This is a genomic window from Arthrobacter sp. zg-Y20 (assembly GCF_030142075.1).
Taxonomy (GTDB): domain Bacteria; phylum Actinomycetota; class Actinomycetes; order Actinomycetales; family Micrococcaceae; genus Arthrobacter_B.
This window is the reverse complement of record NZ_CP126241.1, coordinates 1,065,495-1,082,413: the sequence shown is the minus strand read 5'-3', so window position 1 is coordinate 1,082,413 and position 16,919 is coordinate 1,065,495. Positions and strand designations below refer to the sequence as shown.

The window sequence follows — 16,919 nt, the reverse complement described above, 5'->3', positions numbered from 1 at the left end:
GAAGGCACTTGGCCGCTTTGCCTTCGAGAAGCGACGGATGCTCTGCCGCGGCCCGGCTCCGGGGGCTAGCATCGATCGCACTGGCGGGGCCCTACAGGCTGTCGCACCCGGTGATTGGCGGAACAACGATGGGCAAATCATTCGGCGAAAAGCTGCGCACGGCGCGGTTGGAACGGCATCTGACGCAGGCACAGCTCGGCAACGGCACTTTCAGGGCACGGGACATTTCCCTGCTTGAAACCGGACGCCGCGAACCGGCACCCGGAGCGCCGGCCCTGTTGAGCCGGCGGTTGGAAAGCGGCCGCGGCGGAGCCGCTTCCGGTACGTGCGAAGACGGAGCTTTGTTCCTGGAACTCTCGGCGTGGCAGGCCCTGGATGAACGCGACTACGGCGGGGCATGTGTGCTGGCCGGCCGGGCCGCCGACGCCGCAGCAGCCGCCGGGGACCAGCAGTCCTGGTGGGCAATGACCCATTTGGCTGCCCGGTGCCTGCAGGCCATGTACCGGGTCCGGGAAGCAGCCGGGAAAGCGTCCGGACTGCTCCGCCATCCGTTGGCTGCCGAGCATCCCGGCCTGCGTGCCCAGGCGGAAATCCTCCTCGCCCGCGCGTATCAGGGCATGGGTGAACTCGGCGAAGCGGTGGCCCATGCCCGTGCCGCCCTCCGGTCGGTACAGGGCTCCGCGCCCGGAGCCTTGCTGTTCCTTGAGGCCTGCGAAGCACTTTCGTCCGCACTGGCCGAATTCGGGCAGATCGACGAGGCATGGGAATACTGCCGCACGCTGGTGCTGCCTCTTTTGGAAACGGGACTTCCACGGGAGGCCAGGGGCCGGGCGTTGTGGGCCGTGGGCAATGTCGCCTTCCGCCGGGGGGATTACGGCACCGCACTCCGTTACCACCGGAACGCCGCCGTCCTGCTGCTCCCGGGATCCGACGTCGAGCTGTGGGCACGCTTCAACAGTTCCACTGCCGCCATGCGGCTGGCGGCAGGCATTCACGATGCCGAGACGCTGGCCTGCATAGAGCACGCCGAGGTGGGGATGGCAGTGGTGGGGCTGCCGGCGGCGGAGCAGTTGGAGCTGATCCACAGCCGCGGGCTATGGCTGGATCTCAACGGGGAACACATACAGGCGGTGGACATCCTCTCCGAGGTGTACGCACACCGGGAGGAGCTTCCGCCCCAGGCAGCAGGGGAAGTTGCCCTCCATCTGGGCCTGGCACTGGCCCGGACCGGGGCGACCGACGCCGGGTCCCTTTACCTGGCCGACAGCGAGCAGTCTTTCCGTGCGGTGGGGGCCGGCGACCGTGCCGCACACGCGGCCGCCCTGGCCCACGAAATCACCACACGCTAAGCCCCCGGGACCTAGAGCAGGCCCAGCTTTGAGGCGCAGGACGGCCAGTGACCCCATCCGCCGCTTGCGCGGAGCTTCTCCGCCACCGCAATCTGCTGTTCAGGCGTGGCCTCGCCGGCCGTCGGAGCGTAGGCGCCTCCGCCGGCGCCCAACCAACTGGCGGAGCTGAACTGAAGGCCGCCGGAATAGCCGTTGCCGGTGTTGATGTGCCAGTTGCCGCCGGATTCGCACTGTGCCAAGGCAGCCCAGGTGCCCGAAGACGGTGCCTCCCCGGATCCGGCGGCCGCCCCTGCGGCAGGCGCGCCGGTTTCCGCCGCAGCGCGCTTCTTGGTACCCACTGCCACCGCTTCCGCCACCGGCTCACGCGTGACGTTTTCGCTGACCAGCGTCCGGCTGACTTCCCGGCCGTCCACGACCGTTACGGAAAAGACCTTGGTGCGTTCGCCGTCGACGCCGGGCGTGGTGACCTTTTTCTCGCCCTCGACTATGTCCGCGTTCGGCACCTCGCTGCTGGTAAAGGGCACCGGCTCGGTTACGGTTTCCTGTTTCCCGGCAGCGACACGGGTCACTTTCAGGCCCATGCCATCCACAAGCGCTGCACTGCGGGGCGCCGACACCCGGTCGGCCGTCCCCAGGCTGACGCCTATTTCCTTCAGCACATCGCGCACCGTCCCGGCAGTTGTGCTGACCGGGTGGGTGGCGCCGTCCACGATCAAGAAGACGGTCTTGGGGGTCGAGATGGAAATACGCCCGTCCAGGCCCTCCAGGGAAGTGTCCAAGGAAGCGGAAACCGCCGAATTCGTGGAGACCCGCAGCTCTGACACAAGGTCGGCGACGGTTTCCCCCGTGGTGTGCACAGTGGTTCCGTTGCCGTCCACCGTGACCTCCACTGCGCGTGCGCGGGTGATTTCAATGGCAGTGTCCTCTGTAAGGGCACTGGCAGGTGCCGGAGTGATCCGGTCTGCGGGATTCACCTCCACGTGGGCGGCGGCCAGCGCGTCAGCCACAGTGCCGCCGAAGGTCTGTACCTCCTGGCGGTCGCCGTCGACGGTGAGCACCACCGTCTTGGTGGCACCCACAAAGGCAACCAGCCCCAGGACCAGGCACACCATCACGGCCGCTTGGCCAACGATCTTTACCCCACGCTTTGCGAGTGAATTTGCCACGAATTCCCAAACTGTCACAGCATCCGGGCACGGGGACTTGAAGCACCGGGCGTGCGTTCCCGCCCACCGGCTGACGGCGGAGCAGGAGCGCGCGCGGCGCAGGCATGGCGGGCAGGGCCCACTGGAGCTGCGGAAGCAGCACTAGCACGGCCTTGCGAATTTATACAGATCTAGTCCGGATGCCTTCCCCGACCCCGGCTAATAGCTCCCTACCGTAACCGAACCGTGATCTGAGGGCAACCGAAGGTTCCGGCGCATTGCCGCGCCTGGAGTCCCCGCGGACCTCCCCCGGCAGCTAACGGACGTCCCACGAACCGTAGGCACGCTCGGTGTTGGCGGCCAGCCGCGCCCCAAGTTCGGCCAGATCAGCATCCAGCCGTTCGGCCATAAACCGCACGGTGTACGGCACCATATAGCTGGCGTTGGGCCGGCCCCGGTGCGGGTGCGGGGTGAGGTAGGGGGCATCCGTCTCCACGAGCAGCAGGTCCCGGTCCGCGACGGCGAGCGCTTCATGCAGGTTGGCGGAATTGCGGAAGGTCAGTGTGCCGGAAAAGGACATATACCAGCCGTTCTCACTGCAGGTCCGTGCCAGCTCCGCGTCTCCGGAGAAGCAATGGAACACCACCGTTTCCGGAGCTCCTTCTTCGGCCAGCACCCGCAGCACGTCGGCGTGGGCATCGCGGTCGTGGATCTGCAGGGCCAGTCCGAGGCGCTTGGCGATGTCGATGTGCCGGCGGAAGGAGTACTGCTGGCGTTCCAGGCCCTCCTCTCCCGTGCGAAAGTAGTCCAGCCCGGTTTCGCCTATGGCCCGGATGCGGGGGTGCGCGGCGAGCAATTCAATCTCCTCGAGCGCCGGTTCCAGTGCACCTTCGGCGGCCAGCAGCGGGGCATCGTTCGGGTGGATTGCCACCGCGCCCAGCAGCCGCGGATCGACGTCGACGGCGGCTGCGGTAAAACGGGAGGAGGCCAGGTCCGTGCCCACCTGGATGGCGCCTTTGACCCCTGCCCCCTCCGCCGCGTCCAGGGCCGCGGCAAGCGCAGCGGCAAGGCCGGCGTCCGGCCCGCCTGCAAAGTCGAAATGCGTATGGTTGTCCATCACCGGCACGGGCAGGGGCTCGGGTGCCGGCGGATAGCCCTTGCCGCTGCGTCCCGGCGCCCCTGCCCCGGCACCGCCGGGCAGGTAGGCCTCCGGTGTGGTGCCGGGAAAATATCCGCTTCGATTACTCATGTTCTTAAGCCTAAGTGAGCTAGTACGCTGTACAGACAAGTGCCGCTGGTCGGGTCACTGGTCTGTCATGGGTCTGTCATTGGCGCAGGTTCCAGCTGAGGGAGCTTTCGCAGTTCCGCCGCTGCAGCGCCAGGGCGCCACCCGACGGGGTTGCTGATCGGACTCCCGGCCGTTCGCCGCCGGGCGGACCAATCGGGCTGCAGCTGCAACCGCCGACTATGGAAGGTGTCCATGGACGCTCCAATCCCGTCTGCCGCTGCGTCCCTTAACGCCTTCCCCTCCGGCCCGCCGGCATCCGGGCAGGGAACGGCTACTGCCCTTCATTCCGAGCCCTACACCCCCGATTCCTTCCGCTCAGCGGCGGACGGGATCCTGGCTGCCATCGGAACGGTGATCGATGGCAAGGAGGAAGCGGCCCGGCTTGTCCTGACCGTCATGCTGGCCCAAGGGCATGTGTTGCTGGAAGACGTTCCCGGCGTCGGGAAGACAATGCTCGCCAAGACGCTCGCCCGCACCATCGACTGCACCGTCAGCCGTATCCAGTTCACACCGGACCTGCTGCCCTCGGACGTTACCGGGGTGTCTATCTACAACCAGGACAGCCACCGGTTCGAGTTCCGGCAGGGACCGGTGTTCGCCAATGTCGTGATTGCGGACGAGATCAACCGGGCTTCCGCCAAAACCCAGTCCGCCCTCCTCGAATGCATGGAGGAGCGTCAGGTCAGCGTGGACGGCGGCACGCACCGGCTCTCGGCTCCCTTTATGGTGGTGGCCACCCAGAACCCCATTGAGATGGAGGGGACCTATCCCCTGCCCGAAGCGCAGCGGGACCGGTTCATGGCACGGATTTCACTGGGTTATCCGGATGCCCGGTCCGAAGCGGACATGCTGGAGAACCACCAGTCCGGCTCACCGCTGGAGAGCATTACCCCAGTGGTCGGCATGCGGGAAGCCTCTGCCATGATCGCCCGGGTGCAGGACATCTATGTTTCAACGGCGGTCAAGGACTACACGGTGGCGCTGGGCCGGGCCACCCGCGGACATCCGGACCTCCGGCTGGGTGCCAGCCCGCGGTCGCTGCTCCAGCTCCTGCGCGCAGCCAAGGCCTTCGCCGCATTGGAGGGCAGGGATTTTGTGCTCCCGGACGACGTCGCCTCGCTGGCCGATCCCGTCCTGGCCCACCGGCTCCTGCTCAACCGCAAGGCCTCCGGCGCCGGGGAGAGTGCTTCCAGCGTCATAGCTTCGGTAGTTGCCTCGGTCCCGGTGCCCCGCACGGCCGCCGGCGCGGAGCGTTCCCGCCGCTGATCTTCCGTACCGGCACCCGCCGGACCCCGAGCGAAAGGCCGCCATGGCACCCTCCTCCCTTACGGGGTTTTTCACGCCGCGCGGCTGGGGCCTGCTCGCGGCCGGAGCCGTGGCGCTGTTGGGGGCTGCTGCCCTGGGGCGCGAGGACTTGCTGGCCCTCGCTGTTCTCCTGATCTGCCTGCCTCTCCTCGCTGCTGCCACGCTCCGCCTGGTCAAACCGGGCTTCCAGGTTGACCGGTCCTTTGCCCCGCCGCTGGTGGAAACCGGTACGGCAGCCACCGTGACCCTGTCCATTCGGGGCCGGCCGGCATCGGTGTCACTGATACGGGAGGGACTCCCGCTGCGTTTCGGTGCCAGTCCGGTGTTCCGCTTTCCCCCCGAGGGCGGGGCCGAAACCGGAACCGGAAGTTACCGGTACCGTCTGCGCTCGGGCCGGCGGGGCTTGTACTCGATCGGCCCGGTGACCGCTGAATTCCTCGACCCCTTCGGCCTGGCCAAGACGGTCCACACCCTGGGCGGAACGAATCAGCTCGCTGTTGCCCCCGCACCCCGGGACCTTCCCCCTGCGCCGATCGTAGGGCCCGCGGGAACGGACGGGTCTTCCCCCAGCAGGCGCCGCGGCACCCCCAGCGAGGATGACGTGACCACCCGGGAATACCGGTACGGAGACCCTATGCGCCGCGTGCATTGGGCGGCAACGGCACGGCACGGCGAACTGATGGTCCGTCAGGAAGAACCCGTCACTGCACCCACTGCTTCCATCCTCCTTGACCAGCGCCGTCCCGCCTACGGGTCCCCTGGTGCCTTTGGCGTGGACGACGGCGGGCTGCTGACCTCCGAAGCCTTTGAGTGGGCCGTCTCTGCCGTGATCTCCAGCGCCGTATTTTTAGCCGAGTCCGGATACGCCGTGCGCTTCACCGACGAGCTGTTCCGGCCCGGGCTGTCCCGCTCGCCGTCGGCCGTTGACGCCGACGAGCGCCTGTTCCACGGCGCCGACGGTCTGCAGGACCTCGCCGAAGGCCTGGCCGCGCTGGGCCTGGCCGATCCGGCCCAGGTTGCCGGCGGCCCCGCACCGGCCGCCCCGTTCGGGGACCTGCTGCTCGACGGCCTGTCTGCTGGCCGTTCTCCGGGCCCGCTGCTGGTGGTGGCCGGGAGGATCAGCGCCACCGAGGCAGCAGCCCTCGCGCCTGCAGCCCGGTATTCGGCGCAGCCCATGGTGCTGATGGTCAGTGACCGGCCGGCAGAACAGCGTCAGGCGCAACGGATCCTGCACGAGGCCGGCTGGAGCACGGTTGCCGTGGGCCCGGGTACCCCGGTCCCGGCCGCCTGGTCGCTCCTGCACGCCGGCAACACTCCGGAGCCTTCTCCGGCTGCGGCTCGGAGCGCTGCCCGTCCCGTTCGTTCCGCCCCGTCCACCGGTGTCGGAAGGGGTTCCGAATGACCACGCTCCTCTCCCGCCCGCAGCAGGCCCGCCCGGCCCCGTCCGCCCATGGAGGCCGCCCGGTACGCCGCGGGTCCGCCAACCTGCCCGTGGGCGCGGCAACGGCGGCGGCAGTGCTGCTGTCCTCGCTCAGCATCCACGGGGTCATCGAAGGCTGGTCCTGGCTCCCTCCCCTGTTCCTGGCTGTAGTCCTTCCGCTCGCCGCTACTGCCGGCATCAGGCGGCTGGGATGGCCGTTGCCCCTGGTACCGCTGGCCGGTATTGCCGCACTGGTTTTGACGCTGACCTGGCTGTTCGCCGCCTCCTCCGCAGTGCTGGGATTCCTTCCGGGCCCGGCCGCTTTCGCCCGGGCGGACGCTCTGCTGGTGGAAGCGCGTACGGTAATCATCACCGAGGTCACCCCCGTACAGCCCCTGGCGGGCATCGTATTTCTATGCTGCGCCGGCGTCGGGCTGGTGGCAGTCCTGGCGGATACACTGGCGGCCACCCTGCGGATGCCGGCCACCGCCGGCCTGGGCTTGTTTGCCGTGGTGATGATCCCGGCAGTGCTGAAACCGGAGAGCATCGGGCCCTGGTACTTCCTGTTGGCGGCCGCCGGATACCTTCTGCTGCTCGCCGCCGGATCGCGCCGGGAACAGCAGGCACCCGGAGTTCCGATGCCGCGCGCCTGGGCGGGCCGGAGCGCCGCGGTCTCGGCATCGGCGCTTCTCCTGTCACTGCTGCTTCCGGCAGTGCTGCCCGGCTTTACGGGCGGCGCGTTTCCGGAAGGCTCAAAATTCAACTTCTGGTCCAACACCACCGGCCTGAACCCGATAGTTACACTCGGCAACGACCTGCGCCAGCCGCAGTCCGCAGGACGGATCACGTACGCCACGTCCTCGCAGGAACCGGTATACCTGCGCTCAACCACCTTGGAGGACTTCTCCGGCCGCCGCTGGTCACCGGATCTGCGGACCGATGAGCGGCGCCAGGGAATAGCCGCGATGGCCGCTGGAACCACCGGGTACAGCTCCCCGGAGGGAACACCGGGTACACCCGTGGTGACGCGGATCAGCAGCAAGACCTATGCCAGCCCCTGGCTCCTGGCCCCCTATTACCCGCTGGGCATCTCCGGGGCGGACGGGTCCTGGAGCTGGGACCCGAAGACCATGACGGTGCTCGACGACGGCTCGGACAGTTCCGGCGCGCAGGACTACCAGGTCCTCAGCGTTTCCGCGCAGCTCACTCCGGAGCAGCTGGCCGCGGTTCCGGCGGCGGACACCTCAGAGGTAGACCCGGTGTTCACCGACCTCCCGGAAGACCTGCCCGCCCGGATCGGCGAGGCAGCCCGGGACGCGGTGGGAGATGCGTCCTCGCCGTACACCAAGGCAATGGCCATCCAGAGCTATCTGCGCGGCCCCCAGTTCTCCTACTCGCTGGATGCTCCAGTGGAGGGCGGCTACGACGGGAACGGGATGGATGTCCTGTCCGAGTTCCTGGACCGCAAGGCCGGGTACTGCATCCACTTCGCGGCGGCCATGACCGTTATGGCCAGGTATGAGGGAATTCCGAGCCGGATGGCCCTGGGCTACGCTCCCGGCCAGTCCACCGGGGAGACTCCGGACGGGACCGGACCCAACGGCGAAGCGCTGACCGAATTTGAAGTGGATTCCACGGATGCCCATGCCTGGCCGGAACTGTACTTCGAAGGTGCTGGCTGGGTCCGGTTCGAGCCCACCCCGTCCCGCGGGTCGGTTCCGGACTATGCCCAGCAGGCACGGCCCGCCACCGGAGCGTCCGTGCGCGAGGATGAAGATCCCCGCGTTCCCGGAGCCCAGCCCGCGGTTCCGTCCGTACCGCGTGAGGATCCGCTGGAACCGGAAACGGTGCTGGAACCGGACGCTTCCCAGGGCACGGCGTGGACCGGCGGTGTACTGGCAGCTTTGGCGGCCGCCGCGGCCGCGCTGGCGCCCTGGGCACTGCGCCGGCGCCGAACAGCAAAGCGCAAAACTTCCGGATCCCGTTCCGGGCCGGCGTGGGATGAAATAGCCGATTTGGGCCTGGACTACGGGTATCCGGGTCACCCTTCGGATACGCCGCGGGCCTACGCACGGCGGCTGTCCGATGAGGCCGGCTTTGCCCCGCCTGCCGACGCCGCCTTGACCCGGATCTGCCGGGCCTATGAAGAGGAAGCCTACGCACGTGCGGACTCCGGGGTCCGGCCGGGAGGCGGGACCGTATCGGCCCGGCCGGCGGCGGATTGGGCTGATGTGGACTCGGTGCGGGCCGCGTTGCACGCCAACGCCCGCCTGTTTACCCGGCTCCACGCCAGGTTCCTGCCGCCGTCGCTAACCACCCGCTTCCGGCACGGTTAGCTTCCAACACGGCCAGGGGCCTCCCCGCCGACGGCGGAGAAGCCCCTGGACCGTGCTGAGCCGGCGTTACCGCTGCGCGGGATCGGCTATGCCGATGTACTGCGTGTAGAGGTATTCCTCGATGCCCTCGGCACCGCCTTCGCGGCCCAGACCCGACTGCTTGACCCCGCCAAACGGTGCTGCCGCGTTGGATACCACGCCGGCGTTAAGGCCAAGCATCCCCGATTCGAGTTCTTCCCCGATCCGGAGTCCGCGGTTCAGGTCACTGGTAAAGACATAGGACACCAATCCGTACTCGGTGTTGTTGGCCAGGGCTACTGCCTCATCTTCGGTGGAGAAAGTCACAATAGGCGCAACCGGCCCGAAGATTTCCTCCTGAAGGATCCGTGCGTCCGGCGCAACGTCCTTCAGGACCGTCGGCTGGTAGAAGTAGCCCGGACCGTCCACGGGCTCGCCTCCCACCAGCACCACGGCGCCGCCGTCCACCGCGTCCGTCACCAGGCCGTGCACCTTGTCACGGGACTTGGCATCGATCAGCGGCCCGATCTTGGTGGCGTCTTCGGTGCCGCGGCCGGTGGCCATGGCACCCACCCGGGCGGCGAACTTCTCTGCGAACTCCTCGGCCACGGTGTCCTGGACAATAAAGCGGTTGGCTGCAGTGCAGGCCTCGCCCATGTTCCGCAGCTTGGCGGCCAGGGCACCGTCCACCGCCTTGTCCAGGTCTGCGTCTTCGAACACGATGAACGGAGCGTTGCCGCCCAGCTCCATGGACGTGCGCAGGACGTTCTGCGCTGCATCACGGATCAGGCCCTGCCCCACAGGAGTGGAGCCGGTGAAGGACACCTTGCGCAGCCGCGAATCCTTGAGGATCGGTCCCGTCACGTCGCCTGCTGCGGTGGTCGGCACAACGTTAAGCACACCTGCAGGCAGGCCCGCTTCCATCATGACGGCGGCGAATAGGGCGGAAGTCAGCGGAGTAAGCTTGGCGGGCTTGAGCACCATGGTGCAGCCGGCAGCCACGGCCGGGGCGATCTTGCGGGTGGCCATGGCCAGCGGGAAGTTCCACGGCGTGATCAGCAGGCACGGTCCCACCGGTTTCTTGTTCACCAGCAGGCGGGACTTCCCGTCCGGTGACATGCTGTACCGTCCGGAGACCCGGACCGCTTCCTCGGAGAACCAGCGGAGGAATTCGGCGCCGTAGGCCACCTCACCGCGGGACTCGGCCAGCGGCTTGCCCATTTCCAAAGTCATCAGCAGGGCGAAGTCTTCGGTGCGTTCGGTGACCAGCTCAAAGGCACGGCGCAGGATCTCGCCGCGTTCCCTCGGGGCGGTTCGTGCCCAAGCGTCCTGCGCAGCGGCGGCGGCGTCCATGGCCAGTGCGCCGTCTTCGGCTGAGGCATCGGCGATGCTCAGCAGGGTCTTGCCGGTGGCGGGGTCTTCGACGTCGAACGTGCTGCCTGTCGACGCGTCCCGCCACTGCCCGTTGATCAACAGGCCGGTGGGGACCTGCGCCAGGAGTTCGGCTTCACGGTCTGCGGGAATACCCATGGGAATTGCCTCCAAAGTTCATCGGATACTGCGGACGCTGCGCCCGCAGTTCCCTTCACCGTAGGCTTCCCGGCCCGGCCGTGTAAATGCGGAGGCGCACTGGCCACCGGCCGAACCACTGTGCATCTGCCCAGCCGCGTGGTTGGTCAGTTCCGTGCTGCCAGCACCGCAGAGTACAGTTCCCGCTTGCTGATGCGGGCGTCCTCGGCGACGGCGGCAACCGCGTCCTTCAGCCGGATGCCCTGCTCTACGAGTCCGTTCACCGCGCCCACGTGGTCCGCGGCCTGCTCGGGGGCGGCATCCGGTGCGCCTTCCACCACGACGGCGATTTCCCCGCGGACGTCTCCGGCCTCGGCCCATTCCAGCAGCTCACGCAGGGGTCCGCGCAGCACCTGCTCATGGAGCTTGGTCAGTTCACGGGCTATGGCGGCCCGGCGGTCCGAGCCGAAGGCCGCATCAAGTGCCCGCAGCATGGGTTCCAGGCGGTGCGGTGCTTCGAAAAAGACCATGGTCCGCTGCTCGCCGGCGAGCTGGGCCAGCCGCGTGCTGCGCTCCCCCGGCTTACGCGGCAGGAAGCCCTCAAAGCAGAAGCGGTCCGTGGGCAGTCCCGATAGGGCAAGCGCCGTCAGTACCGCTGACGGGCCCGGAGCAGCCGTCACCGTCAGCCCTTCCGCCGCCGCAGCCTCCACGAGCCGGAACCCGGGGTCGGACACGGCCGGCATTCCGGCGTCGGTGACCATCAGCAGCGTGCTGCCGCTGCGGACCATTTCCAGCAGGTCTGCGGTGCGGGTCGCCTCGTTGTGTTCGTGGTAACTGATAATCCGCCCGCGCGTCGTGATGCCCAGTGCGCTCACCAGCCGGTGCAGGCGCCGGGTGTCCTCCGCGGCGATGATGTCGGCGCTTTCCAGCAGGCCGATCAACCGGTTGGTTGCGTCTCCCATGTTCCCGATGGGAGTTGCGGCCAGGACAATTTGCCCGGACCCTGCCCCGCCTTTGTCCGCATTGCCTGTATCTGTGTCCGCCGTACTGCCGGATATCTTGCTTGAGTCCACCCTCTAACCCTACGCGACAGGCTATAGAGTGGGGCGCGTGAGTCTCACCGCTGCCCCGAGAACCCGCCGCGACGCACTGTCCCGGCTTGAATCCCCGCAACGGGCAGTGACCTACGAGGCACTGCGGGAACGCTTGCTGGGTACCCTGGCCGTGCCGCTGGGCCGAGCCGGCTGGGTCCTGCCGCTGCTGATGGCCCTCCTGGGCGGCGTACTGCGCTTCGTCCGCCTCGGGGAACCCGGTTCGCTGGTGTTCGATGAGACGTATTACGTCAAGGACGCCTACTCGCTGCTGCAGTTCGGTTATGAACGGGAGTGGCCCGAGGACGCCAACGACGCGTTTAACGCCGGCACCCCGCACGCACCGCTGGACGGGCCGGAATATGTGGTGCATCCGCCTGTTGGAAAGTGGATGATCGCCCTGGGCATGGCGCTGTTCGGTGCGGACAACGGATTCGGCTGGCGGTTCGGCGCGGCCCTGACCGGGACCCTGACGGTCCTGCTCCTGGGGCTGATTGCGGCCCGGCTGTTCAGCTCGGCGACCCTGGGCGGGCTCGCCGGAATGTTGCTGGCCGTGGACGGCCACCATCTGGTCCATTCACGAACCTCGCTGCTGGATGTTTTCCTGACCTTCTGGCTAGTGGCTGCCTTCGGTGCCCTGCTGCTGGACCGCCGGGACGGGCGGCTGCGCCTGGCGCGCGCCTTGTCCCGGGCGGCCGCGCCCCCGGGCGCCGCGCCCCCGGGCGCTGCGCTCCCGGGCGCCGCGGGCAGTCAACTGATGGGCGGGCCGTGGCTGAACGGGCCATGGCTGCTGTGGCGGCCCTGGCGGCTTGTTGCCGGTGTATGCCTGGGCCTGGCGGTGGGCACCAAATGGTCAGCCCTGGCCTTTGTTGCCGTGTTCGGGCTGATGACCGTGCTCTGGGACGTGAACGCCCGGCGGCTGGCCGGGATTACGCGGTGGAAGGGCGCGCTGCTGCGCGACGGCGTCCCGGCCTTCCTGACCGTTATTCCAGCTGCTCTGCTCACCTACCTGGCCGCCTGGACCGGATGGTTCCAATCCGATGACGCCTACAACCGGCAGTGGGCGGCGGAGAACCCGGGCGACGGCCTCAGCTGGCTGCCGCAGTCGCTGCGCTCCCTGGCCGAGTACCACCGCAGCGCGTACGCCTTCCATAACGGGTTGTCCTCCGAACACAGCTACTCGGCGTCCGCTTGGACCTGGCTGTTTATGGGCCGGCCAACCTCCTTCTATTACGAATCCTCCGCCAACGGCGAGGGCGGCTGCACGGTGGACAGCTGCTCGTCCGCAGTTACGTCCGTGGGGAATCCGCTCATCTGGTGGGCGGCGGCACTGTCGCTGCTGGTGGTGCTGTTCTACTGGGCAGGCCGGCGCGACTGGCGGGCCGGCGCGGTGCTGTCCGGAGTGGCTGCTGGATACCTGCCTTGGTTCGCCTATCCTGAACGGACCACATTTTTCTTCTACGCTGTGTCCTTTGAACCGTTCCTGGTGCTGGCCCTGGTCTATGTCCTCGGTCTGGTCCTGGGCCGGCGCACCGACAGCACGCGGCGGCGGCGCACGGGTCTGCTGGTGGTCGGCTGCTTCGCAGCCGCGGTCCTCCTCCTCTCGGCGTTCTTCATGCCGGTTTGGACGGCCGAAACCGTCCCGTATTCTGTCTGGCGGCTGCGCATGTGGATGCCCAGCTGGATTTAAGTCTCGTTATCCATGTGCTCCGGCACAGAAAGAGAGGGCTAAGTGCGCGAATCCGCCACTGACCTCCTGGTTAGTCTTCCCGCAGAATCCAATGTCACGGATCTGTTGCTCCAGATGCATGCGAAGGACCCCGCCCGCGTGCTGTACGCGGTCAAGAACGGCAGTGAGTGGGAAGACATCACCGCCGCACAGTTCCTGGCGGCAGTAACCCGCCTGGCAAAGGGGCTCATTGGTTCCGGAGTCCGCCCCGGCGACAGCGTGGCCGTTATGTCACGGACTTCCTACGAGTGGACCGTTGCCGACATGGCCAACTGGTTTGCCGGTGCAGTGACCATTCCGATTTATGAAACGTCCTCCCCGTCCCAGGTGGAGTGGATCCTGGCCGACTCCGGCGCCCGCCACGTCTTCGTCGAAGATGAGCGGAAGGCCGCCGTCGTGCAGTCAGCCCTTTCAGGGTTGGAAGGCGAGTTCGCCGTGTGGATGATGAACGACGGCGACGGCGCCGATTCGCTCACCGCCCTGGCCGCAGCCGGACACGGTGTCAGCGACGACACCCTGGAAACGGCGCGCAGCACCGCGAACCTCGAGGACACCGCGTCCATGGTCTACACGTCCGGGACCACCGGACGGCCCAAGGGCTGCGAAATCACGCACGGCAACTTCGCCCTCTTCGGCGTCAACGTGATTGAAGTGCTGCCGGAGATGCTCAAGGTCCCCAACCCGACCACTTTGATGTTCCTGCCCCTGGCCCACGTCCTGGCCCGCGCGGTTCAGGTGGGCTGCCTGCACGCGGGCGTGAAGGTTGGCCACTCCCGCAGCGCGTCTGATCTGATGAGCGACCTCAAGACCTTCTCCCCGACGTTCCTGCTGGCCGTGCCGCGGATCTTCGAAAAGATCTACACCGGCGCCCAGGCTTCGGCCGAAGCGGCCGGCAAGGGCAAGGCTTTTGCCGCTGCCTCGGCCACTGCCATTGCCTACTCGGAGGCGGTGGATTCCGCTGCCCGCGGCGGCCGCGGCCCCTCCGTCGCGCTCACCCTCAAGCACAAGCTGTTTGAACGGCTGTTCTACCCGAAGGTCCGTGCGGTCCTGGGCGGCAACGCCAAGTTCGCCATTTCCGGCGCAAGCGCGCTGAGCCCCATGCTGGCCCATTTCTTCCGCGGCAGCGGCGTGACCGTCCTGGAGGGCTACGGCCTCACCGAAACCACGGCCCCGGCCAGCGTCAACCAGGCCACCCGCGCCCGGGTGGGCTCGGTGGGGCTGCCCATGCCGGGCACCACCATCCGGATTGCCGACGACGGCGAAGTCCTGGTCCGCGGCGCCGTCGTGTTCAAGGGCTATCACCGCAACCCGGAGGCTACCGCCGACGCGTTTGAGGGCGAGTGGTTCAAGACCGGCGATGTGGGTGTCCTGGACGACGACGGGTTCCTGCGCATCACTGGCCGGAAGAAGGACCTGCTGGTCACTGCCGGCGGGAAGAATGTGGCTCCGGGTCCGCTGGAGGAAAAGATCCGCGAGAACCGGCTGGTCTCCCAGGCCATTGTGGTGGGCGAGGGCAGGCCGTTCGTTTCGGCGCTGATTACCCTCGACGACGAAGCCCTGGCGGCCTGGAGCCGGGAGAACGGGGCGCCGACCGGGAATGCCGGAGACGACCCCCGGGTCCAGCAGATGCTGCAGGAGGCCGTGGACGCCGCCAACGCGACGGTTTCCCGGGCTGAGCAGATCCGCAAGTTCACCGTGCTGCCCAAGGACTTCACCTTGGAATCCGGGCACCTCACGGCCACCTTGAAGCTGCGCCGCAACGCCGTGATTGCCGACTACTCCGACGAGGTTGAGAAGCTGTACGCGAAGTAGTCTCCGCCAATAGGAAATCCCCCGTACCGTCCAGCGGTCCGGGGGATTTTCTGTGTGCCGTGCGGCGTCAGCTGCCGGGGCCTAGAGCGCGTTCAGCGACTCTGCGTAGCGGCGGCGGGCGTCCTCGCGTGCCTGGCGGACGCGTTCCCGGCGGGCTTTGGTCGGCCAGCAGCAGGCGAGAACTGCAGCGCATGTCAGCATCACCAAGGCGGCGATCACAATTCCTGCGTCCATCCAGAACTGGGCCGGGAACAGCCGGATCAGTGTGTCGTCCAGGCGGAAGGTCCAGTTGCCGTTCGCAAAGAAGATGCTGTGCACCTGTGTGAAGAACTGTTCCCAGCCCAAGACGGCGAGGACCACCAGCACGGCCATCAGCGCCAGGGTCACCAGGGCGCCGGCGAACAGCGAGCGCCGGATACCGCCGGGGCTGCGGCGGCGGAGGTACAGGGCTGCGGCCAGGCTGAGCAGCAGCATCACTGCCGCGGCCATGAAGGCGGCCGTCAGCACGGTTTTGACGTCCGCCATGTGGCTGACCTCGCTGGCGAGGTACAGCGGTTCCCCGCCGCCCCCCACCAGGTCGCCCAGATACCGCGCCCCGCTCAGGTTTGAAAGATAGTCCACGGCATATGAGCCATATGTCATGCGGTCATCCCGTGAGAAGCCGTAGGCGTCCTCGGGGAAGCCCGGACGGTGGTATTCGGCCCACAGGAACAAGGGTGTGGCAACGGCTCGGATGGCCGCAGCGAGCACCATGACCGGGAAGAACACGGCGATCATCACCTGCAGTACACGGGCAAGCACCGGCTTGCCGGCAGCTGCCTTTTCGCGTTCCTTGGCCCGCCGCTCGACTTGCTCCGGCGACACCGCGGCACCGTCCTGATCGGCCGGGTCCCGGTCAGTGTCCTCCGGATCGCTGCCGTCGGGGTGATTGTTCTCCGTATCAGCGAGGTTCCGGTCCGTGTTCTCCGGATCTTCGTTGTTCGGGAGGGCGTCGTCGGCGTGGCCGTTGGTATCGGCACTGCTGCGGTCCGTCTGATGGTGATCGGCAGACACGGCTGCGGCCGGCACTGCTGCTCCGGACACGGGCGAACCGCTTTCGACCGGCTCGCCAGCGTCTGCGGTGCCTTCCTTCCGGTCCCCGGCCCGGGCAACGCCGCTCAGGTCCGGAAGAGTGCTGGCCCGGCGCATGGGGAGCTCACTGCGCTGCGCCAAGCTCGGATGGCCGCCCGGGACGGTTTCCGTCCCGTGCGGCGACGGCGACGCCTCCGGGTCGGGGCGCTGCTCGGTGACGGGGCGCTGCTCGGTGACGGGGCGCTGCTCGGTGGCGGGAAGCGCGGTGGCGGGAAGCGCGGTGGCGGGAAGCGCGGTGGTGGGAACGACGGCTGCGGGCGAGTCCGTGTCTGCCGATACCGCGTCCGGCGTGCCGGCCTCAGCATGCTCGGTGTCCGGCGTGCCGGCCTCAGCATGCCCGGTGTCCGGTTGGCCGGCCTCAGTATGCTCTGCGTCCGGTTGGCCCGTCTCGGCCGGCTCTGTGTCGGGTCCGGCCGGAGACGAAGCGTCTTCCCGTTTCCCGGCAGCCCTGCCATCCCCGGCATCCCCGGCGCTTCCGGTGGATTCCGCAGATCCGGCAAGGCTGTTGAATTCGGCATCCCAGTCCGCGTGTTCGTCCGGGCCCGGCAGGGAGGCAGGTCCGGCCGCGCCGGCCGCCCGGGCCGAATGGGATCCGGACCGGGAGCCGATGCGGTTATCCGGCCCGGCAGGCGCGGATTCGGCGGCACCGTTCTGAGGCTCTCCCGGTGTCGTTGGCCGATCCGTGGGGGTTTCGTCCTGGCTTGCCACTGCTTCCTCTTTCACTACCCGGATTTCACTACCCGAAACTGTTCTCGCTGGTCTTACCTCGACCCTACCGGGACAGTG

Annotated in this window: 11 protein-coding genes; 6 read left to right on the top strand and 5 right to left on the bottom strand. The window is 67.8% G+C overall.

The annotated features are described in order from the left end of the window. Window positions 1–128: 128 nt before the first annotated feature. The gene (locus tag QNO06_RS05335) at window positions 129–1,349 is read left to right on the top strand and encodes an XRE family transcriptional regulator (protein WP_227914120.1); all 1,221 of its coding nucleotides are present in this window, start codon (window positions 129–131) and stop codon (window positions 1,347–1,349) included. 11 nt (window positions 1,350–1,360) lie between these two features. On the opposite strand, the gene QNO06_RS05330 is transcribed toward QNO06_RS05335, so the two are convergent. Together QNO06_RS05330 and QNO06_RS05325 are read right to left on the bottom strand one after the other, a co-directional pair. Next, a complete protein-coding gene (locus tag QNO06_RS05330) occupies window positions 1,361–2,515 on the bottom strand; it encodes a resuscitation-promoting factor (RefSeq protein ID WP_284015197.1) in 1,155 nt (384 codons plus the stop codon). A 295-nt stretch (window positions 2,516–2,810) separates the two neighbouring features. Further along, window positions 2,811–3,743 (bottom strand): TatD family hydrolase, encoded by a 933-nt coding sequence (locus tag QNO06_RS05325; RefSeq protein WP_227914119.1) that lies wholly within the window; start codon window positions 3,741–3,743, stop codon window positions 2,811–2,813. Between the two features lie 231 nt (window positions 3,744–3,974). Between QNO06_RS05325 and QNO06_RS05320 the strand changes: the two genes are divergently transcribed. The 3 genes from QNO06_RS05320 to QNO06_RS05310 are packed head-to-tail and all read left to right on the top strand — an operon-like array spanning window position 3,975 to window position 8,843. Beyond that, a complete protein-coding gene (locus QNO06_RS05320) occupies window positions 3,975–5,048 on the top strand; it encodes an AAA family ATPase (protein ID WP_227914118.1) in 1,074 nt (357 codons plus the stop codon). Window positions 5,049–5,091: 43 nt separating this feature from the next. Further along, a complete protein-coding gene (locus tag QNO06_RS05315) occupies window positions 5,092–6,489 on the top strand; it encodes a DUF58 domain-containing protein (RefSeq protein WP_227914117.1) in 1,398 nt (465 codons plus the stop codon). Next, window positions 6,486–8,843: a transglutaminase TgpA family protein gene (locus QNO06_RS05310; protein ID WP_227914116.1), complete on the top strand. Its 2,358-nt coding sequence runs from the start codon at window positions 6,486–6,488 to the stop codon at window positions 8,841–8,843. The genes QNO06_RS05315 and QNO06_RS05310 overlap by 4 nt, the downstream gene beginning before the upstream one ends. 66 nt (window positions 8,844–8,909) lie before the next feature. Here the strand turns inward: QNO06_RS05310 and QNO06_RS05305 are convergent, their stop codons facing one another. Further along, complete coding sequence (locus QNO06_RS05305) at window positions 8,910–10,391, bottom strand: NAD-dependent succinate-semialdehyde dehydrogenase (RefSeq protein WP_227914115.1); 1,482 nt, start codon at window positions 10,389–10,391, stop codon at window positions 8,910–8,912. 146 nt (window positions 10,392–10,537) lie between these two features. Next, window positions 10,538–11,428 (bottom strand): 16S rRNA (cytidine(1402)-2'-O)-methyltransferase, encoded by an 891-nt coding sequence (gene rsmI / locus QNO06_RS05300; RefSeq protein ID WP_283997677.1) that lies wholly within the window; start codon window positions 11,426–11,428, stop codon window positions 10,538–10,540. 205 nt (window positions 11,429–11,633) lie between these two features. On the opposite strand from rsmI, the gene QNO06_RS05295 reads away from it, so the two are divergent. Beyond that, a complete protein-coding gene (locus QNO06_RS05295; RefSeq protein ID WP_227914143.1) occupies window positions 11,634–13,151 on the top strand; it encodes a dolichyl-phosphate-mannose--protein mannosyltransferase in 1,518 nt (505 codons plus the stop codon). Between the two features lie 42 nt (window positions 13,152–13,193). Beyond that, window positions 13,194–15,002, top strand: a complete 1,809-nt coding sequence (locus QNO06_RS05290) for an AMP-dependent synthetase/ligase (protein WP_227914113.1) — start codon at window positions 13,194–13,196, stop codon at window positions 15,000–15,002. An 81-nt stretch (window positions 15,003–15,083) separates the two neighbouring features. On the opposite strand, the gene QNO06_RS05285 is transcribed toward QNO06_RS05290, so the two are convergent. Then, on the bottom strand, window positions 15,084–16,856 hold the full coding sequence (locus tag QNO06_RS05285; protein WP_227914112.1) for a TIGR01906 family membrane protein: 1,773 nt from the start codon (window positions 16,854–16,856) through the stop codon (window positions 15,084–15,086). Between the last annotated feature and the right edge of the window lie 63 nt (window positions 16,857–16,919).